We start from the raw sequence: 17943 nt of genomic DNA, 5'->3' as shown, positions 1-17943 counted from the left end.
CCACGGAAGTTTCCTGACACTCTCGGCTGGCGACCCGGCACCCGGGCACGCGACAGGCCCGGACCGTTGCCGGTCCGGGCCTGTCGTGATGTTTCGGGCGAGCGCGCTCAGCGCTCGCTGATCGAGCGGTAGTCACGCTCGGTGTGGCCGGTGTACACCTGACGGGGGCGGCCGATCTTGGTGGCCGGGTCGTTGATCATCTCGCGCCACTGCGCGATCCAACCGGGGAGCCGGCCGATCGCGAAGAGCACGGTGAAGAACTTGGTCGGGAAGCCGAGAGCCTTGTAGATCAGGCCGGTGTAGAAGTCGACGTTCGGGTAGAGCTTGCGTTCGATGAAGTAGTCGTCGCTGAGCGCGACCTGCTCGAGCTGCTTGGCCAGGTCCAACCGCGGATCCGAGGTGCCGAGCTCGGCGAGGATGGTGTCCGCCGTCCCCTTCACGATCGCGGCGCGCGGGTCGTAGTTCTTGTAGACCCGGTGACCGAACCCCATCAGCTTGACGCCGGGCTCCTTGTTCTTGACCCGCTTGACGAAGGCATCGACGTCGCCGCCGTCGGCCAGGATGCCGTCCAGCATCTCGAGCACCGCCGAATTGGCGCCGCCGTGCAGCGGGCCGGCCAAGGCGTGGATGCCTGCCGAGATGGAGGCGAACAGGTTGGTGTGCGCCGAACCGACCAGTCGGACCGTCGAGGTCGAGCAGTTCTGCTCGTGGTCGGCGTGCAGGATGAACAGCTGGTCGAGGGCCTTCGCGACGGTCGGGCTGACCTGATAGGGCTCGGCAGGGAAGCCGAAGCACATCTGCAGGAAGTTCTCCACCAGCGACAAGGAGTTGTCCGGGTAGAGCATCGGCTGGCCGACGGACTTCTTGTGCGCGTACGCGGCGATGGTCGGGAGCTTGGCGAGCAGCCGGATCGTCGAGAGTTCGACCTGCTCCTCGTTGAACGGGTCAAGTGAGTCCTGGTAGAACGTCGACAGCGCCGAGACGGCGGAGCTGAGCACCGGCATCGGGTGCGCGTCACGGGGGAAGCCGTCGAAGAACCGCTTCAGGTCCTCGTGCAGCATCGTGTGCCGGGAAATCTTTTCGCTGAAGGCGTCCAACTCGGTCTGCGACGGCAGTTCGCCGTGGATCAGCAGGTGGCTGACCTCCAGGAAGGTCGACTTCTCGGCCAGCTGGTCGATCGGGTAGCCGCGGTAGCGCAGGATCCCGGCGTCACCGTCGATGTAGGTGATCGCCGAGGTGGTCGATCCGGTGTTGGTGAAACCCGGGTCGAGGGTGACGACCCCGGTGGAGCTCAGCAGCTTGGAGATCTCGACACCGCTGGCCCCCTCGGTGGCCGGTACGAGTTTCAGATCGAGGGATTTGTCCTGATAGTTCAGAGTGGCGCCGGCGGGCTGGGTCTCAGCGCCGTCCTCGGTCGCCGTGGAGGCAGTGTCCGTCATGGTTCGTTCGCCTTTCGTTGCTCCCCGGACGAGCGACCCGGTGGTTTCCGGGCGTGTCGGTCGGCGACGCCCCACCACGTCGAACTGCAGCGACGGCGGCGTCGGTCGGTACCGTCGAGATTACTGTCCGGCGGCGGCGCGCTCGACCGCGGGTTCCTCGATACCTCGGTGACGTATCCCTCATCGGCGCCCAGAACCAGTGCGATCGCAACCTCCGGGAACCTCGGACGTCTTCCCGGACGTTGGGCCCGGTGAAGCGGAAACCGGGGGATCGGGTGCTGCCCGACCAACGCCGGAAGCACGACAGCCGCCCGAGAGCGCACACGACACCGAACGCTGCAGCTGTGCAGCGCACACAGGAAGAGCTCCCTATGCGGACCCGCACCAGGATCCATGCCGTGATGGCGACACTGACCGCGACGGTGGTGCTCGCGTCCTGCACCTCGACCGGTGAGGCCGATCCCACCACCGTCACCGTCTCGAAGACCGTGCCGGGCTCGAGCGGGCCGTCGATGAGTGCGTCCTCCGGGTCGTCGACCTCCCGCCGACCGCCCAGCTCGGCGGCTTCGAGTGCCGCACCGTCGACCACCACGCCCTCGAGCAGCGGCTCGTCCAGCACGAACCCGTCCAGCCCGGCACCTTCGAGTTCGGCACCTTCGAGTTCGGCACCCTTGAGTTCGGCACCCTTGAGTTCGGCACCCTTGAGTTCGGCACCCTTGAGTTCGGCACCGTCGAGTTCGGCACCGTCGAGTTCGGCACCGTCGTCGTCCGCTCCCGCCGACGGCCGACCGGCTTCCAATGTGCCGATGCGGAAGCTGGCACCGGGAGAGAAGGCGCCGCAGTTCGTGATCTTCTCCTTCGACGGTGCCGGTAGCCACGAGAAATGGCAGGAGTTCATGGCGGCAGCCGAGCCGACGGACTCCCGCTTCGTCGGGTTCCTGACCGGGATCTATCTGCTGGCGTCGGCCAACAAGGAGAAGTACCAGGGCCCTGGGCATTCGGCCGGCAAGGCGTCCATCGGCTTCGGTGGTGAGAAGGACGAGATCATCACCGAGATCAACGATCTCAACCAGGCCTACGCAGCCGGACACGAGATCGGCACGCACTACAACGGCCATTTCTGCAGCGACAACCCGCCGTCCGGTGCCACCTGGAGCGCCGCCGACTGGGAGTCGGAGCTCGGTCAGTTCATGAGCTTCCTGACCGACTACAAGAAGCTCAACGGCTGGGGTGACGAGGTCCCCGACCTGAAGGTGACCCCGGCAGCCATCAAGGGCGGCCGCACCCCCTGCCTTGAGGGTGCGCTGGACGCGATGGCGCCGGCGTGGAAGAAGTTCGACCTGACGTACGACAGCTCGTTGAGCACCAAGTCGGGGATCAGCTGGCCGGTGAAGATGCAGGGGATCTGGGAGTTCGAGATGCCCTACATCTACTCCCCGGGGTTCGAGAAGATGATCCTGGCGATGGACTACAACTTCATGTGCGAGGTCGCAGCCTGCGATCAGACCCAGGACGTCGCCGCGGCCACTCGACCGAAGGTGCGCGCCACGTACGACTTCATGTACGAGCAGGCCTACAACGGCAGCCGCGCTCCGGTGTTGATCGCCAACCACTTCAACAAGTGGAACGGCGACGCCTATAACAAACCCGCGCTGGAGTTCATGCAGGACACCTGCGGCAAGAAGGACACCTACTGCGCCACCTATCAGGACGTCATCGCCTGGATGGAACTACAGGATCCGGCTGTGCTGGCGAAGCTGCAGGGTCTGCCCGCTGTCGCCGCCGCTGCGGGCTGAGCGGCGCGCGTCCCACTGCTGCCGAGCGGCTCCTGAGACCCTGGGTCGGACGTGACAGGTGGGGCTGCGCAGGCCCCGGTCCAGCGAATCCGGGTGGGTGCAGAGATGACAGGGATGTCGGCGACGCGCAGGTATGTCGGCCTGTCGGCGGCGCTGGTGTTCGCCGTCATCACCGGCGTGCTCGTGTACCAGGGCCGGACCCCGCCGCCCACCGCTGCGGCGGTGGCGGCGAGTGGACCGAGCAGCAGTGCTCCCAGAACGCCTGCCGCGCCCGCCCGCAAGGCGACCAACCTGCCGATGCGGAAGCTGAAGCCGGGCGAGAAAGCACCCCAGCTGATCATCTTCTCCTTCGATGGTGCGGGCGACCACGAGAAGTGGCAGGAGTTCATGGCGGCGGCGAAGCCGACCGACTCCCGGTTCAACGGGTTCCTCACCGGCACCTACCTGCTGACCGACGAGAACAAGGCGAAGTACACCGGCCCCGGCCACGCCGCCGGGAAGTCATCAGTGGGATTCGGCGGCACCGCCGCCGATCTGAAGACCAGGATCAACGACCTGAACACCGCGTACGCGGCGGGGCACGAGATCGGCCTGCACTACAACGGTCACTTCTGCGCGGGGGCCGAACCGAGCGCTGCGGCCTGGAGCACCGCCGACTGGACCGACGAGATCGGCCAGTTCCTCGGGTTCCTGAAGAACTACCGGGCCAACAACCCCGAGGCCAAGAACCTCCCGGCACTCAAGGTCCCCGCGTCGTCCATCAAGGGTGGCCGGACGCCCTGCCTGGAGGGCCAGTGGGACCAGCTGGTCCCGGCGTGGAAGAAGGCGGGCCTCAGCTACGACTCCTCGATGAACGCGCCGACGTCCGGCATCAGCTGGCCCGAGCAGGTCGACGGCATCTGGGAGTTCTACATGCCCTATGTCTATTCGCCGGGGTTCGACGGAATGGTCGTCAACATGGACTACAACATGTGGGTCAAGTTCAACGGTGGTGCCAACGACGCGTCGTCGGCACCCGTGTTGCGGGACAAGGTGTATCAGACCTACAAGTCCTTGTTCGACGCCACCTGGAACGGTAACCGCGCGCCGTTGCTGATCGCGAACCACTTCAACACCTGGAACGGCAACTCCTTCAATCCGTCGGTGCTGAAGTTCATGACGAACTACTGCGGTCGCAAGGACGTCCACTGCACCACCTATTCGGATGCGATCGCGTGGATGAAGCTGCAGGACCCGAAGGTGCTCGCCGCCCTGCAGGCGCAACCGGCGGTGGCGGCGGAGAAGCCCTGACGTGTGTCCCACCCGGCAGGGGCAGCGCCGTCGCGGCTGAACAACGGTCAGGAACGGGAAGGTGCGATGAGCGAGCGGATCCAGGAGACGAACGCATCGGGATTGCGGGTCTGCATCAGCACGGGTCCCGGCCCGGCGAAGTCGAAGACGAATCCCTCGCCGGACTTCATGGAGTTCAGGACGCCGGTTGCGGCCTTGCGCATGCGGAAGCTGATGCTCAGGTCGTAGGCGACCACATGGCCGGTGTTGATCGTCACCTGCTCGCCGGCCTCCAGATCGATCCGTACACGCTCACCACCACCTGCCCGTCGCCGGCGGCCCGCATCCCGAAGCCGCCCTCGCCGCCGAACAGGCTCTTCATGCCGCCCCAGTCGGTGTCGACACTCACGCCGTTCGAGTTGGCGATCCAGTTGCCCTTGGCCACGTAGCAGGGTGAATCGCCGGTGGCGTCGATCGGCACGATGTCGCCAGGAGCGATCCGGTGATGTCCACCCAGCCCGTAGGCGCAGTGTTTTGCCGGGATCCATACGAGAACCATTGCTGTGGCGAACATCTGCCGGGTTGCGTACCTGAGTGGCCTGCTGGCGCCCGACCCGGCAGCGATCTTCGAGCTGGCGCCCCCCGCGAGGACCTGACGCTCCACGGCGACATCTCAACCCTCGGAGTTCGTATCGCAGTCCTGGTCTACCCCCGACACCTCGACGTGCATCGTGTGGACCTCATCGCGGCCGACGGCGCGCGGCAGCCCGAAGCGACGGGCTGACTGCTACCCGCTGCTTCCGCGTCCATCGACGGTGTGACGTTCACCAGCCCATGCCCCCGGAGCCCAGGAACTGGAAAGTTGCCTATCCCTGGCCATCCGGTATCCATCTACGTCTCGAGAGCCGACGGGCTATTGAGACGCCGGTCAGTTCGGGCTTCGCTCGCTGCGCGAGCACGGCGGACCTACTCGTACTTGTTGCCCCACCGTCCGAGCGCGACGATTGCCTCACGCAGAGCGAACCCGCGATCGGTCAGCGCGTAGGCCCGGGTGTTGTGCCGCAGGGGCAGACGAGACAGCACGCCGGCCGCTTCTAGTTCGCGTAGCCGGGTTGCCAGCATGTTTGTCGGCACTCCGAGCTCGCGCCGCAGATCGCCGTATCGCTGCGGCCCGTCGAGCAGCTCGTGACAGTCGCTTTTACTGGAGCGTCTCAACAGTGGATCGTGAAATGACACACCCGCATGATCCGGTGGAGTTGTCGCTGTCCGACGGCGTGTGCGTGCACGCTGACCAGTACATTCGCCTCTACGGGCAGGCAGATGCGGACAGTGGAACGCCGTGTCAATGTCCGTGGTCGCGTGCACTCCCAGCAGATCTGAGCTGCGAGCTCATGATGCTGTGAGCACGAAGAAGATAAAGCACAGGAAAGCTGTCCGTTCTCCGGCAGCAATGCGTGGGGTAAGGAGGTGGTGGGGCGTGTGCGGGGAGGGTTCCGGTTCGTCCAAAACGGAGATGTTGAAGCCCGCATCAGTGAAGGCGCTGGTCATTGCGTGCAAGGGTCTGTGCCAGAACGTCAATACCGCTGGTTCACCGTTGAAGTCGTAGTCCTCGGAGTACTGCCGGGTGGCGAAGTAGTCTTCGTCTGGGTAGTTGAAGAGGTGGACGGTGGGGTGGTTGACCGAAAGGATGAGTCGGCCGCCGGGCTTCAGTACGCGCTTGAACTCGGTCAAGGGCGCCTCCCAGTTCTGGAGGTAGTGCAGTACGAGCGAGGCCGTGACGTCATCGAATGTGTCGGTCGCGAACGGCAGCGGCTGGGCGAGGTCTGCTACGTGGAGGGGCACATCGTCGCCGAGTCGGCTGCGCGCGAGCTCGACCATCGCTGGGCTGCCGTCCAGACCGGTCATGACGGCACCTTTGCCACGCAGCTCAGCTGTCAAGAACCCTGATCCGCAACCGGCGTCGAGAATCTGTCGGCCGCTCACATCGCCGGCAAGACGAATCATCGCCGGTCGTTCGTAGTACGCGTTGAGCAGGCTGGAAGCGTTCTCAGCCTCGTAGCTCGCCGCGAAGGCGTCGTAGTGGTCGGCTTTCATGAAGTCCTCCGCTTGTGCTGGTCCTGTCCCGCGGGAGCGGGCTACTGCCGCGCGTGCGATGAGCTGTGATCGACAGTCCGGCCCCCGGACACCATCTCATCTCACGTTCCATCGCCGCGTCTACGCCGGCTCGCGGCTGGGCGTTGGCTCAGCCGGGCGTGGAGTCGCAGATGACTGGTCCGGGGCTTGTCTCATCGGGGGGTGCTCACTTGAGACGAGTGTTCAGGGCGTGGCCGCGGGTTGCAGCTCGTCCGTGGCCGAACGGCGCACCGGTGTGGTGCGCCTGCGTCTGCGGCACGCATCCGCAATGGGGACCGTGATGCGGCTGCGCCGCAGCGATTTCGCAATAGCGAACGGCAATCGCAGGGCAACATGTAGGTGGGCTCAAGGTCGGCGACGTCAGCACACCCCCGCGGATCAGTAGGTCTTCGACGGCCCGACCTCGAACAACGCGAGCGCGCCGAGCGAGATCACCAGCGCCACCAGCGCGACGATCAGGCACGTCCGCGCCGACCGCGGCGAGCGGAGCGCGAACAGAGCCGCGCCGAGCGAACACAGTGCGCTGATCGCGCACACCGCGGCTGCTGCGATGCCGCCGCCGAGGACGTCATGGCCGACGCCGTTCGGCAGCGCGTAGGTGACGTGCGCGTCGGTCCAGGCGATGACGGCGGCAACGGCGCAGACGACGGCTGCCGTCAGACCGACCGATGGTGCGCGCCACGAACCCGCTCGACCTCGCATGCCACTGACGCTAGAGGTCGACAGGATCCCGCGCAGTCGAACAACTTTCTGAGTTGATCTGCTTGACCCTGACGTAGCGTCAGGAAGCAGAGTCGTCCTCGGCGCCGGAAGATCCGGCCCCGGGGAGGCTGTTGCCGAGCCGCGTGAGGAGAGGAGCCTCGGATGTCCGGGACCCGCACAGCATCCGCCGAGTACTCGGTGGGGCAGGTGGCCCAGATGTCAGGGGTGACGGTGCGCACGCTGCACCACTACGAGCAGATCGGTCTGCTCGCACCGGATCGCAGCCGTTCCGGGTATCGGCAGTACAGCTCTGCCGATCTCGACCGGTTGACCCGCATCCTCTACTACCGCGAACTCGGGTTCACCCTCCCTGACATCGCGAGCCTGCTCGACGATGCCGCTCTGGACACCGCCGAACACCTGCGCCGGCATCGCGCGCTGGTACAGCAGCGGTTGGAGCGGCTCGGTGATCTGCTCGCGGCGATCGACAAGGAGTTGGAGGCAACGACCATGGGCAACGAACTGACACCGCAGGAGAAGCTGGAGATCTTCGGTGACGGGTACGACCCGTCGTGGGAGACCGAGGCGGAGGAGCGCTGGGGTGAGACGCCGGCCTGGCAGGCATCGCAACAGCGCACCAAGAAGCTGTCCAAGGACGACTGGAAGCGGGTCAAGGCCGACGGCGACGCGCTGATGGCGAAGTTCGCCGACGCGAAGGTCCGCGGCGTCGCCACCGACAGCGACGAGGCCGCCGTACTCGCCGAGGAGCACCGCCGGGGCGTCGAGCAGTTCTACCCCTGCTCGCACGCCCAGCAGCGGGGCCTCGCGGAACTGTTCGTCACCGACGAACGGTTCGCGAAGACCTACGACGACCTGACGCCCGGTCTCTCGCAGTGGGTGCACGACGCGATCCAGTCCAACGCGGACCGGGTCGGTGCCCCCGCCAACAGCGCGGAGGCCTGGAAGTAGGTCACCGGCTCGCACAGAATCGACGTCCCGATCTCGGAATTGCTCTCCCGCAGGGTATTTCAGAGAACGGGGCGTCGATTTCGTGCAATGGATCGGCAGATCGATCGAGCGAGGGACGTGTGCGTCGAGATCCCATGGTGCAGCATCGGTCTTGACTCCTTTGCCGCCCGACCATTGAGTATTCGGCGGCGATCCGGACGCACGGCACCCCCGGAGCTGGTGCGGGATGGGGGTCCGCACCGGTCCGGGGGTGGAGTGTCCGCGGGTGGGAGCGCGGGGCGCGCCCATCCGTGGGGGTCAGGACGTCGAGGTTGCGCTGCTCAGGTCGTACACCGTGGTGCCGCCGACGGTGGAGGAGGTGAAGTTCGCCTCCACCCAGGTGGTGATCTGCGAACTGACCCCCGAACCGTTGCCGCCGCCACCCATGCCGCCGCCGGCGATGAAGTAGCTGATGTCACCGTCTTCCACTTCACGCTGGAACTGCGCCAGGGTGATCGAGGGATCCGCGCCGCTCCAGCCGCCGATCGCCATGACGGCGGTGTCGGTGGACAGGATGTAGCCGCTGGAGTTCTGGTCACCGATGACGGCCGCCGACCACCGGCTGGTCGTCCCGTCGAGACGGTCGACCAACTCCGTGTTGGTGGAGCCGCTCACCGCGCCGCGACCGCTGAACCCGCCGGTTACGGCCGCACCGGATGTCCAGGACGGTGGTCAGGGGCAGGGAGGTCGCCGAGCCCTGCTGCGGCAGGGTCGTTGCCGCAGGTGCGCCGCTGCGGATCGCGCTGTCGAGCGCGATCCGATCGGTGCGGGCCAGGTGGGCCGTGGCGTGGTCGGTGGTGGTCATGACGTAACCATCGGGCGCGCGACTGTGGCTGCCTGTGGTCGTCGCTGTGCACTGTCTGTGGTTCCCGGCGGTCCCGTCCAGCCGCCGTCAGTCGGTGGTCAGTCCAGCGGCACCCCGGAGGCGATCAGCGATGCCTTCAGGTCACGCCGCTGCACGACGTCGGGCAGCAATTGCGCTGCGCGGATCCGATCCAGACGGAAGCCCCGATCCGCCCGGCGCAGCCGGCACCAGGCGATCAGGTACCAGTCGCCCCGGGCGGTCAGCAACCCGACGGGTTCCACGTCCCGCTCGGAGACCGCGCCGGAGCTGTCGGCGTAGTGCAGGTGCAGCAGCTGCGACGCGGTGACGGCTCGTTCGACGGTCGAAGCGATCGCTGCCCGGTCCGGATCCACCTCGCGGACGGCGACCTTGCTCTCCCATTGCCGGACGGCGGACGACCCGGCCGCGTCCAGGGCGGCGGTGATCTTTCCCCACGCCGACTGCGCCGCGGGCCACAACGGTGTCGCCCCCGATGCCGCGCGCACGGCGAGCAGCAGCGCGGCCGCTTCGTCCTCGGTGAGGTTGACCGGCGGGAGCGTCATGCTCGCCTCCACCGTCCATCCGCCACCCCGGCCGTCCTGCCAGCGCACCGGGACGCCGGACTCCAGCAATGCTTGCAGATCACGCTGCACCGTGCGCCCGGACACTGTGTGCTCGGCGGCGAGCTGGGCCACCGTCACCAGCCGGGGCGCCGCGGCGCGCAACGTCTCGGCGATCGCGTACAACCTGGTGAGACGGTTCACCCCGCCATCGAACCAGTGAGCGCCCGCCGCAGGAAGCCGGCCTCGGCGCGTCGGGCGTTCTCGGTGGTCGGCCCGGGCATCAGGGTGAATGCATGGTCGGCAGCGGCCACCAGATCGAGCTCGGTGGGCGCGACGACCCGCCAGCGGGCCTCCAGCAGCAGTGTGTCCTCGAGCAGCGCATCCCTGGTGCCGCAGAGGAAGCGAGCAGCCGGCATGCCGGTGAGGTCGGCGAACATCGGGGAGATCTCGGGATTCCGCAGCGCCTCCGAGTCGACACCCGGAAGCACGATGTCGGCGAGCCGGTCCACCTCGACGCGCCTGCGGGCCCGCCGCCCAGGGGTGCCGGTGAAGTCGTACACGCCGTACGTGAGGACTGCGGCCGAGAACGGCTGCAGCCCAGCATCTCTGAGCCCCAGCAAGGTGGTGACAGCCAGGTGGGCGCCGGCCGACTCGCCGCCGATGGCCCAGAAGCCGGCGTCGCCGGTGAGTGCCCGCGCGACCGTGCGGCAGGCATCGACGATCTCCGGGAGCAGGTGCTCGGGGGCGAGCGGATAGCCGACGGTGATCACCCGGAGGCCGGTGTCGCGGGCCAGTTCGGCGAGCCGTTCGTCGGAGAACCGGTGCGAACCCAACGACCAGCCGCCACCGTGCAGGTGCAGGTAGCTGCCGTGCGCCGACGGTGGTTCGATCACCCGGCAGGGAACGCCGTCCACCGTCGTGTCGGTCAGAGACACTCCGAGCGGAGCGGCGTCGGTCGGGTCGGACAACGGTCCGGCGGACCGTCGTGCTGCCCAGGCCGCCGCATCGTCCCGCGCCGGGTAGGGCTCCAGGTACGTCTGCAGGGTCGCGTCCTGCTCGATGGTGTTGTCGAGGGTCGACAGCCCACTGGTGGCAAGGGCGATCTCGCGGGTGGTCAGGGTGTCCAGGCTGTTCGTCATGGATGTGACCCTGGCAGCATGTTGCGACAGCAGTGTGTCACCGTTGATGTGTGCGTGAGCCAGTTCACACACCGAGGCCAGTGTCGCTGGTGACAAGCGCTGGTGCTGGCGTTGAGGACGCACTTCTCGCCAGCAGCAACACTTCTCACCAGCGACAGTGCTCGGCGGGCGGGCCCGACCGGTCTCAGATCGCGGTGGCGGTGGTGATGATCGACGGGGCTGCGGGCGACACCGCCGCTCCGGTCCAGTCACCGAGCTGCTCGTCGACCGTGAACCCGGCCCCGGTCAAGGCTGCGGTGATCTGGGCGGCGCTGAGGAAACGCACCGTGGCGTGATCGCGGCGGAGCAGCTCCCCGTCGGGGGTGGTGATGCTCTCGCTGAAGCTGACGGTGGTCCGTCCGGGCTCGTCGATCACCTCCGTCAGGTCGTGGACGACCCGCACGAGCAGCCCGGCCGGATCGGTGACCTCCGTCGCGTGCGCCGGAGTCCAGCTCTCCCAGCGGCGCGCCTCGGGATTGCGGCTGTCGAAGACTACCCTGCCTCCGGTGCGCAGCGCACGTCGCATGGACCGGACCGACGCAGTGATCTCCCCGTCGGTCATCAGGCACTGGAAGGCGTTGCCGCCCATGGTGATCAGGTCGAACTCCGCATCGGACGTCATCGTGGCCGCGGTACCATCGCGCCACTCGACGCGATCGTCCCGCCGCGCAACGGCCAGGGCGAACGGGTCGGGGTCCAGGCCGACCAACCGGCCGCGGTGGCCCTGCTCGACTGCCGCGTGAAGAACGGCTCCGGTACCGCACCCGATGTCCAGCACGTCGTCGGCGCCGACGACCCGGTCCAGGTAGAACTGGTCGCTTGCGTCCCAGGGGTTGAGGATCTCGTACAGGTCGGCCGCTTGTTGGTCGGTGTAGTCCACGGCGCGGAGCGTGCCACGCCGCCGGGTGTCCGTCCACCTGATTTCTAGCCGCGACATCCGTTGCCGCTGGTGACGAGCGCTGTTGCTGGCGAGAAGGACGCACTTCTCGCCAGCAGCAACACTTCTCGCCAGCGACAACACCTTTGGCCAGCGACGAGGCCGACGGGGGGCGGACCGCGGGGCGAACCGGTCAGACGAGGGGGAGCCGCACGGTGAACACGGTGCGGCCGGGCTCGCTCTTGACGCCGACGGTGCCGTGGTGGGCGGCCACCACAGCAGCGACGATGGCCAGGCCCAGGCCGGTGGAACCTGCTGCGCGGGAACGCGACTGTTCGCCGCGGACGAAGCGACCGAAGATCTCAGACTGCAGCATCGCGGGGATGCCGTCACCGTTGTCGGTGACGGTGACGACGGCCATTCCCCGCTCCTCGCGGACCGCTGTCACCACCGTCGTCCCGGCCGGGGTGTGGGTGCGGGCGTTGGCGAGCAGATTGGTCAGCACCTGGCGGAGGCGGTGGTCGTCACCCACGACGGTCACCGGCTCCTCGGGGAGTTCGAGCTGCCAGTGGTGCTCGGATCCCGACACCCTGGCATCCGACGTGGTGTCGATCGTCAACAGCGTGAGGTCCACCGGATCGCGATCGAGCGGTCGGCCGGAGTCCAAGCGCGCCAACAACAGCAGGTCGTCCACCAGCGTTGTCATCCGCTCCGATTCCGAGCGGACCCTGCCGAGGGCATGCGTCACGGCGGGGGCGTCCTCCGGGTTGCGCCCGGCCAGTTCCGCATAGCCCCGGATCGCGGCCAGCGGGGTCCGCAGCTCGTGGGAGGCGTCGGCGACGAATCGGCGCACCCTGCTCTCGGACTCGTGGCGGGCACCCAGGGCGCTCTCGACGTGGACGAGCAACTGATCGAGCGCGGCGCCCACCGCGCCGACCTCGGTGCGGTCGTCGGTGAGCTTGCGGGGGACCCGGACGGTGATGTCGACCTCGCCGCGGTCGAGCGGCAGTTCGCTGACGGCGCGGGCGGTCGCGGCCACCTGCTCGAGCGGACGCAGCGAGCGGCGCACTCCGAGCCAGACGATTCCGGCCCCGAGAAGCACGGCGCCGGCGGCGACCGCGCTCATCACCACCAGCAGGCGGAACTGGGTCGCCTCGACCTCGGCGGTGGACAGGCCGGAGACGAGGATCTGTCCGTCGGGGGACTGATCGGCGATCACCCGGTACTGGCCGGCGTCGGGGATGGTCACCTCGGTGACGGTGCGGCCGGTGGGGACGTGCGCCAGCGTCACGGCGGTGTCGGCCGTGAGATCGGTGCAGCCCAGTGCGGTGTCCCGCACCGTTCCGGAGACGAAAGTGCCGGTGCTGTCGAACACCGCGAACACGGCGGGTTGCGGCGCGGGGGCCCGTCGCCCGCTGGTGGTCTCGGTGGTCGAGCTGGAACACGCGTCGGTGACGCCGGGGGGTGAGCCCGGCGTGCTGTTCCCGACCGCACCGGATCCGCCGGCGTCGTCCTGGTCGTTCTGGCCGCCGAAGAACCGCACGTTCGACTGGATGCGCTGGTCGAGCTGGGCGGTCAGGTAGTCGGAGATGAGGATCTGGGTGACCACTCCGATCAACACCGAAACGGCGAGAATAGCCGCGCTGACCCCGGCGATCAGCTTGGTGCGCAACGTGATCGCGCGATGCGCCGGGCGATGACCCGACCTGGTCAGGTTGGCGGAATCATCCTGGTCCACCGCCGGATCAGGCGGGTTTGAGGACATAGCCGAAGCCGCGCATGGTGTGGATCATCGGTTCCCGGCCGGAGTCGATCTTCTTGCGCAGGTAGGAGATGTACAGCTCCACGATGTTCGCCTGGCCGCCGAAATCGTAATTCCACACCCGATCGAGGATCTGGGCCTTGCTCACCACCCGTTTGGCGTTGCGCATCAGGTACCGCAGCAGCTCGAACTCGGTGGCGGTCAACGAGATCAGCTCCGCGCCGCGATGCACTTCCCGGGAATCCTCGTCGAGCGTCAGGTCGCCGATCTGCAGGGTGGGCGACTCGGCCTCGGTCGCGACCCGGGCCCGCCGCAGCAGCGCCCGCAACCTCAGGACGAGTTCCTCCACCGAGAACGGCTTGGTGACGTAGTCGTCGCCGCCGGCGGTCAGCCCGGCGATCCGGTCTTCCACGGCATCCTTCGCGGTCAGGAACAGCACCGGAACGGTGATCTGCTCGGCGCGGATCCTGCGCAGCACCTCGAACCCGTCGAGATCGGGGAGCATCACGTCGAGCACGATCACGTCCGGCTGGAAGTCACGCGCCTGGGCGACCGCACCGACGCCGTCGTGCGCGGACCGGATCTCCCAGCCCTCGTAGCGCAGCGCCATCCCGACCAACTCGGCCAGGGTGCGCTCGTCGTCCACCACGAGCGCGCGGATCGGTCGGCCGCCGGGGCCCGACAGCAGAGCGGGCCGGGGGGCGGTGTCGGTGTGGTTGCTGACCATGCACTGATCCTCTGGTGGCGAAGTGGGTCCGCGCTGGGCGCCTGCTGTGTGGTTCCTGTGTACCCGAGCAGCGGTGATCCGGACAGCAGGGCGGCCCCGTTCGGATTCCGGCGGCATCCGCACAGGGTCTTTGACGGCCGGCTCACAGGCTCCGGACAGTCCGTCGGCGAACCGTCGGCTGGGTCGGTGGACTCCGACCGGCGGCGTGGCAGCTCTGCCTCGCCGCCGACGACCGATCGATGGATCACAGCAAGGAGCGAGCAGATGGACGAGCGCGAACGGCAGACCTCCGGGTCCGATCAAGGAGGAGACGAACTCTCGGTGGAACGCACCACGAGTGGTGGTCGGGACGAAGCGGGGTGGTATCCGGCCGGTGGCGACACCTCCCCGATCGTGGGTGAGAACGGACCGGGTGTGAGCGGTACCGGTCCTGACGGGGCCCCTGCAGGTGCCCATCAGGCCGGTGTCGGACAACCTCCGCACGGCGCTGGACCATGGCCTGGTCCCGGGTGGCTCAGGCCTGCAGGACGGCTCCGTCCTTGACGGTCACCGCGACCTCGGCCAGCGGCTGGGTGGCCGGGCCTTTCAGTACGGCACCGGTGGTGGCGTTGTACTGCGATCCGTGGCAGTTGCAGTCGGCGTTCGCGCCGGCCGCCTGGACCGGGCAGCCGGCGTGGGTGCACACCACGCTGTGTCCCACCACGGCCTCGCCGGTGCGGGCCAGCAGGACTTGGCCGACCACCAACGATCCGCCGTCCGGGATGTCGGCGACCTTGGCGAGCTCGGTGCCACCCGAGGCTGCGCTGCTGCCCCCGGTCGCGGGAGTGGTCGAGGTGGGGGTGGTGTCGGAGCCACAGGCGGCTGCGACGGTGGCCACGGTCAGACCGCCCACGGCCAACGCGGTACGCCGGGTGAAAGGAGACAGGGTCGGGGCCGGTGCTGAATCGGGGGTGTTCACGGTCATCGCGGTCCTCTCGAGGGGCCCGTATGGGCGGGCGTGTCCTTCGAGGATGTCAAAGAACGACGTCGATCAGTTGAAGGTTCAACTGTGAACCTCATGGGAGAGCGCCGGGAGTTCCCAGCCAGCGGGACCCGAACATCGCTGTGAAACGTATTCTGCCTGATCAGATCGTGTGCCCCCAGTAGGATTCGAACCTACGACACCCGCTTTAGGAGAGCGGTGCTCTATCCCCTGAGCTATGAGGGCCCTGCTGCGCGTCCAGCGGTGCGCGCAGCCGAGATTACCGTGTCCGGTCAGGTCGACGGACCGCGTTGTGCGTCCTACGGTGATCCGATGGCTCATCCAGCGCGCTTCCGGGACGACGATCCCATCCTGGTGCGGGTACGGAAGATCGCGCTGTCTTTCCCCGGCAGCGCGGAGCGGATCTCGCACGGCCGGCCGAACTTCTTCACCCGCAAGACCTTCGTGCACTTCGGTGCGACGGTGAAGGGTGATCACGAATCCCGACAATGGGAGCACGCGATCCAGGTGCTGCCGGAGCCGCAGGAACGCCGTGCCCTGCTCGAGGACGATCGGTTCTTCGTCCCCGGGTACATGGGCCCGTCCGGTTGGGTGGGGATCGATCTGGCGCCGGCGTCGACGGATTGGGACGAGGTCGTCGAGCTCATCGACATGTCGTATCGGACCACCGCGTCGAAGAAGCTGATCGCGGAGCTCGACGCCCGCGGCCGGTGATCTGACGGGGCCTCGACCACCGGACGCCCCGCGGATCAGAGGGTATCGGCGACCAGGGTGGTGCCCGCGAAGCGTCCGCGCAGCCCGGTGTCGACGGCGCCGAGAGAGCCGTCGCGGCGGTGGCCCCTGGTCAGGATCCGATCGCCGTCGATCAGCACCCGCACGCCGGGAACCACCTCACCCAACAGCGCTCCCGGTCCGTCGAACGACACCAGCTCGGCGCCCGAGACGACGGCGACCGGGAGCAGGCCCTCGCGTCCGGAGAGCACGAAGAGCCGACGCTCGGCCACGACGCGTCGTGCCAGATCGCTGCTGATCGGCCCGTCCCGGACCACCACCCCTGCCGTGCTGCCCGCTGCCGTCAGCGCAGCGCACGTCTGCTCGACCTGACTGCCGGCGATCCCCACCAGGCTCACCTTCGCCAGATCGCGACGACCTGGCGCAGCCGGCCCGATCCGCCACTGCGCACCGACCGACAGCGCGGCGAGGCCGAGTACCGGATCGTCGGTGACCAGCCCATCGACACTCTCCAGCCCGACCTGTCGGGACAGCCACCGGACCGCGATGCCGAGGTCCGCGCGGGTGTGGGTGACCGCACCGGTCGTCCTGAGCACCGTCACCGCTGGGTGGTCCGATGTCGGGACAGTGCCGTCGAACATCGCGCCGGATGCCAAGCGGCGCAACGACAGTGCCGTTCTGGGCACACCCGGCAACCACGCGCCCACATGGATGGTCCGATCGGGGGTCGGCCATCCGACTCCGGGGTGTGGCGAGGCGCTGGCCGCGGTGCTGCCGGTCGACGGGTGCCGGGAGGAGGAGGAATGGCGGCTCAGCGTTGCGGAGACCAGAGCCATGGAATCGGCCGCCACCCAGGCGTTCGGCGTCCCGGACAGGCGGGCGTGCAGCCGTCCGCCCCGATCGAGCACGGCGCTCCCGCCCGTCAGTACCGCGGCCAGCGCCAGGGTGACCGAGGTGACACTCGGGCCCAACGCCAACCGAAGCTGCTCGCCCTCGCCGAAACCCTGGCGCGACAACCCCCCGGCCACGGCGCGGACCCGGCTGGCCAACTGACCGACCGTCAGCGGGCGGGAGGTGCCGTCCGCGAGCGCGGGTGCCTCCGGATGGGCGAAAGCCCCCGCCAGGATGCCGGCGAGCGCATCGGTGCTGTCGGGGTCGTCGTCGGGGAGCCTTGCAGACACTGCTGGTCCTCCCGAGGTCCGAGGTCGCTGTTGTGGCGACCCTAGGCGTCCGGTGTGCTCCGCTGCGGTGGATTCACCGGAACTCACCCGTCCGAATCCGCTCGCCGCCGAGGTGGTCCGCCGGCCGAGCTCGGACGGGTGAGCCGCAGCAGCCCGCGCTCGCCCCGCGTAGGTGTCCAAGGCCCTGCGACCCGAAGGAGCACTCCCCTGGACGAGGAACTCCCCGCAGCGGCCACCAGCGGAGCACACTGGGCCGATGGAGCTCACCATCGTCCAGGGGGACATCACGACCGTGGCGGCGGACGCCCTCGTCAACGCGGCCAATTCCGCACTGCTCGGTGGTGGCGGGGTGGACGGCGCGCTCCACCGGGCAGGTGGACCCGAGATCCTGCAGGAGTGCCGGGAACTACGCAGAACCGCCCTGCCACAGGGTCTTCCGGCTGGTGAAGCCGTGGCCACCGGTGCCGGGCGGCTACCGGCGCGGTGGCTGATCCACACGGTCGGGCCGGTGTATTCACCAGGGCTGGATCGCCGTTCGGTGCTCCGCAGCTGCTACACCTCCAGCCTGCGGGTCGCCGACGAGGTCGGTGCAGGGTCGGTGGCGTTCCCGTTGATCTCCGCCGGTGCCTACGGCTGGCCCCTCGAGGATGCACTGGTGCAGGCCTTCAGTGCGCTCTGCGCTGCCGACACGCAGGTCGAGCAGGTGCAGCTGGTGCTGTTCGATGCGGCAACGGCGGCGCTCGCCCACGAAGTGCTGTCGCAGGACTGACC

General features: G+C 68.1%; 18 protein-coding genes, 1 tRNA gene and 1 pseudogene. 5 read left to right on the top strand and 15 right to left on the bottom strand.

Annotated features, from left to right (window positions below; translation table 11 throughout):
* Nucleotides 1-107 precede the first annotated feature (107 nt).
* Nucleotides 108-1439 carry a citrate synthase gene (locus tag ABLG96_RS17855; protein ID WP_353648668.1) on the bottom strand — a complete coding sequence of 444 codons (1332 nt, stop codon included), beginning with the start codon at nucleotides 1437-1439 and terminating at the stop codon, nucleotides 108-110.
* Nucleotides 1399-2238, bottom strand: coding sequence for a pentapeptide repeat-containing protein (locus ABLG96_RS17850; RefSeq protein WP_353648667.1), 840 nt, complete (start codon nucleotides 2236-2238; stop codon nucleotides 1399-1401). Before ABLG96_RS17850 ends, ABLG96_RS17855 begins: the two co-directional genes overlap by 41 nt.
* 7 nt (nucleotides 2239-2245) lie before the next feature.
* Here ABLG96_RS17850 and ABLG96_RS17845 point away from each other — a divergent pair, with 7 nt between their 5' ends.
* On the top strand, nucleotides 2246-3235 hold the full coding sequence (locus ABLG96_RS17845; protein ID WP_353648666.1) for a polysaccharide deacetylase: 990 nt from the start codon (nucleotides 2246-2248) through the stop codon (nucleotides 3233-3235).
* A 105-nt stretch (nucleotides 3236-3340) separates the two neighbouring features.
* Entirely contained in the window at nucleotides 3341-4525 is a 1185-nt protein-coding gene (locus ABLG96_RS17840; RefSeq protein WP_353648665.1) for a polysaccharide deacetylase, read from the top strand.
* A gap of 47 nt (nucleotides 4526-4572) precedes the next feature.
* On the opposite strand, the pseudogene ABLG96_RS17835 reads toward ABLG96_RS17840, so the two are convergent.
* The 4 genes and pseudogenes from ABLG96_RS17835 to ABLG96_RS17820 form a co-directional block, all read right to left on the bottom strand.
* A pseudogene (locus ABLG96_RS17835) lies at nucleotides 4573-5063 on the bottom strand (AIM24 family protein).
* Nucleotides 5064-5470: 407 nt separating this feature from the next.
* Nucleotides 5471-5719, bottom strand: a complete 249-nt coding sequence (locus ABLG96_RS17830; RefSeq protein WP_353648664.1) for a winged helix-turn-helix transcriptional regulator — start codon at nucleotides 5717-5719, stop codon at nucleotides 5471-5473.
* A 174-nt stretch (nucleotides 5720-5893) separates the two neighbouring features.
* The gene (locus ABLG96_RS17825; RefSeq protein ID WP_353648663.1) at nucleotides 5894-6598 is read right to left on the bottom strand and encodes a class I SAM-dependent methyltransferase; all 705 of its coding nucleotides are present in this window, start codon (nucleotides 6596-6598) and stop codon (nucleotides 5894-5896) included.
* Nucleotides 6599-7015: 417 nt separating this feature from the next.
* Complete coding sequence (locus ABLG96_RS17820; RefSeq protein ID WP_353648662.1) at nucleotides 7016-7339, bottom strand: hypothetical protein; 324 nt, start codon at nucleotides 7337-7339, stop codon at nucleotides 7016-7018.
* 162 nt (nucleotides 7340-7501) lie between these two features.
* Here ABLG96_RS17820 and ABLG96_RS17815 point away from each other — a divergent pair, with 162 nt between their 5' ends.
* Nucleotides 7502-8308, top strand: coding sequence for a MerR family transcriptional regulator (locus ABLG96_RS17815; protein WP_353648661.1), 807 nt, complete (start codon nucleotides 7502-7504; stop codon nucleotides 8306-8308).
* Between the two features lie 297 nt (nucleotides 8309-8605).
* Here the strand turns inward: ABLG96_RS17815 and ABLG96_RS17810 are convergent, their stop codons facing one another.
* The 8 genes from ABLG96_RS17810 to ABLG96_RS17775 form a co-directional block, all read right to left on the bottom strand.
* Nucleotides 8606-8962 (bottom strand): hypothetical protein, encoded by a 357-nt coding sequence (locus tag ABLG96_RS17810; protein ID WP_353648660.1) that lies wholly within the window; start codon nucleotides 8960-8962, stop codon nucleotides 8606-8608.
* Between the two features lie 288 nt (nucleotides 8963-9250).
* Entirely contained in the window at nucleotides 9251-9934 is a 684-nt protein-coding gene (locus tag ABLG96_RS17805; protein WP_353648659.1) for a WYL domain-containing protein, read from the bottom strand.
* Nucleotides 9931-10872 carry an alpha/beta hydrolase gene (locus ABLG96_RS17800; protein ID WP_353648658.1) on the bottom strand — a complete coding sequence of 314 codons (942 nt, stop codon included), beginning with the start codon at nucleotides 10870-10872 and terminating at the stop codon, nucleotides 9931-9933. The genes ABLG96_RS17805 and ABLG96_RS17800 overlap by 4 nt, the downstream gene beginning before the upstream one ends.
* A 184-nt stretch (nucleotides 10873-11056) precedes the next feature.
* The gene (locus tag ABLG96_RS17795) at nucleotides 11057-11791 is read right to left on the bottom strand and encodes a class I SAM-dependent methyltransferase (protein WP_353648657.1); all 735 of its coding nucleotides are present in this window, start codon (nucleotides 11789-11791) and stop codon (nucleotides 11057-11059) included.
* A 190-nt stretch (nucleotides 11792-11981) separates the two neighbouring features.
* The gene (locus tag ABLG96_RS17790) at nucleotides 11982-13553 is read right to left on the bottom strand and encodes a HAMP domain-containing sensor histidine kinase (protein ID WP_353648656.1); all 1572 of its coding nucleotides are present in this window, start codon (nucleotides 13551-13553) and stop codon (nucleotides 11982-11984) included.
* Nucleotides 13534-14277, bottom strand: a complete 744-nt coding sequence (locus ABLG96_RS17785; protein ID WP_353648655.1) for a response regulator transcription factor — start codon at nucleotides 14275-14277, stop codon at nucleotides 13534-13536. The genes ABLG96_RS17790 and ABLG96_RS17785 overlap by 20 nt, the downstream gene beginning before the upstream one ends.
* A gap of 514 nt (nucleotides 14278-14791) precedes the next feature.
* Nucleotides 14792-15241 carry a Rieske (2Fe-2S) protein gene (locus tag ABLG96_RS17780; RefSeq protein WP_353648654.1) on the bottom strand — a complete coding sequence of 150 codons (450 nt, stop codon included), beginning with the start codon at nucleotides 15239-15241 and terminating at the stop codon, nucleotides 14792-14794.
* 170 nt (nucleotides 15242-15411) lie between these two features.
* Nucleotides 15412-15484: transfer RNA gene (locus ABLG96_RS17775), tRNA-Arg, on the bottom strand.
* An 87-nt stretch (nucleotides 15485-15571) separates the two neighbouring features.
* Here ABLG96_RS17775 and ABLG96_RS17770 point away from each other — a divergent pair.
* Complete coding sequence (locus tag ABLG96_RS17770; protein WP_353648653.1) at nucleotides 15572-15973, top strand: MmcQ/YjbR family DNA-binding protein; 402 nt, start codon at nucleotides 15572-15574, stop codon at nucleotides 15971-15973.
* 35 nt (nucleotides 15974-16008) lie between these two features.
* On the opposite strand, the gene ABLG96_RS17765 is transcribed toward ABLG96_RS17770, so the two are convergent.
* Nucleotides 16009-17172 (bottom strand): hypothetical protein, encoded by a 1164-nt coding sequence (locus tag ABLG96_RS17765; protein WP_353648652.1) that lies wholly within the window; start codon nucleotides 17170-17172, stop codon nucleotides 16009-16011.
* A gap of 256 nt (nucleotides 17173-17428) precedes the next feature.
* On the opposite strand from ABLG96_RS17765, the gene ABLG96_RS17760 reads away from it, so the two are divergent.
* A complete protein-coding gene (locus ABLG96_RS17760) occupies nucleotides 17429-17941 on the top strand; it encodes an O-acetyl-ADP-ribose deacetylase (protein WP_353648651.1) in 513 nt (170 codons plus the stop codon).
* Nucleotides 17942-17943: the final 2 nt, after the last annotated feature.

The organism is Nakamurella sp. A5-74, from assembly GCF_040438885.1.
Taxonomy (GTDB): domain Bacteria; phylum Actinomycetota; class Actinomycetes; order Mycobacteriales; family Nakamurellaceae; genus Nakamurella.
This window is presented reverse-complemented; position numbering and strand designations above follow the sequence as displayed.

What these genes read in the sequence shown, in the direction of transcription:
- ABLG96_RS17855 (WP_353648668.1), bottom strand. Translation starts at nt 1,439, where the DNA reads ATGACGGACACTGCCTCCACGGCGACCGAGGACGGCGCTGAGACCCAG.
- ABLG96_RS17770 (WP_353648653.1), top strand. Translation starts at nt 15,572, where the DNA reads ATGGCTCATCCAGCGCGCTTCCGGGACGACGATCCCATCCTGGTGCGG.
- ABLG96_RS17840 (WP_353648665.1), top strand. Translation starts at nt 3,341, where the DNA reads ATGACAGGGATGTCGGCGACGCGCAGGTATGTCGGCCTGTCGGCGGCG.
- ABLG96_RS17790 (WP_353648656.1), bottom strand. Translation starts at nt 13,553, where the DNA reads ATGTCCTCAAACCCGCCTGATCCGGCGGTGGACCAGGATGATTCCGCC.
- ABLG96_RS17820 (WP_353648662.1), bottom strand. Translation starts at nt 7,339, where the DNA reads ATGCGAGGTCGAGCGGGTTCGTGGCGCGCACCATCGGTCGGTCTGACG.
- ABLG96_RS17825 (WP_353648663.1), bottom strand. Translation starts at nt 6,598, where the DNA reads ATGAAAGCCGACCACTACGACGCCTTCGCGGCGAGCTACGAGGCTGAG.
- ABLG96_RS17800 (WP_353648658.1), bottom strand. Translation starts at nt 10,872, where the DNA reads ATGACGAACAGCCTGGACACCCTGACCACCCGCGAGATCGCCCTTGCC.
- ABLG96_RS17780 (WP_353648654.1), bottom strand. Translation starts at nt 15,241, where the DNA reads ATGACCGTGAACACCCCCGATTCAGCACCGGCCCCGACCCTGTCTCCT.
- ABLG96_RS17760 (WP_353648651.1), top strand. Translation starts at nt 17,429, where the DNA reads ATGGAGCTCACCATCGTCCAGGGGGACATCACGACCGTGGCGGCGGAC.
- ABLG96_RS17785 (WP_353648655.1), bottom strand. Translation starts at nt 14,277, where the DNA reads ATGGTCAGCAACCACACCGACACCGCCCCCCGGCCCGCTCTGCTGTCG.
- ABLG96_RS17845 (WP_353648666.1), top strand. Translation starts at nt 2,246, where the DNA reads ATGCGGAAGCTGGCACCGGGAGAGAAGGCGCCGCAGTTCGTGATCTTC.
- ABLG96_RS17815 (WP_353648661.1), top strand. Translation starts at nt 7,502, where the DNA reads ATGTCCGGGACCCGCACAGCATCCGCCGAGTACTCGGTGGGGCAGGTG.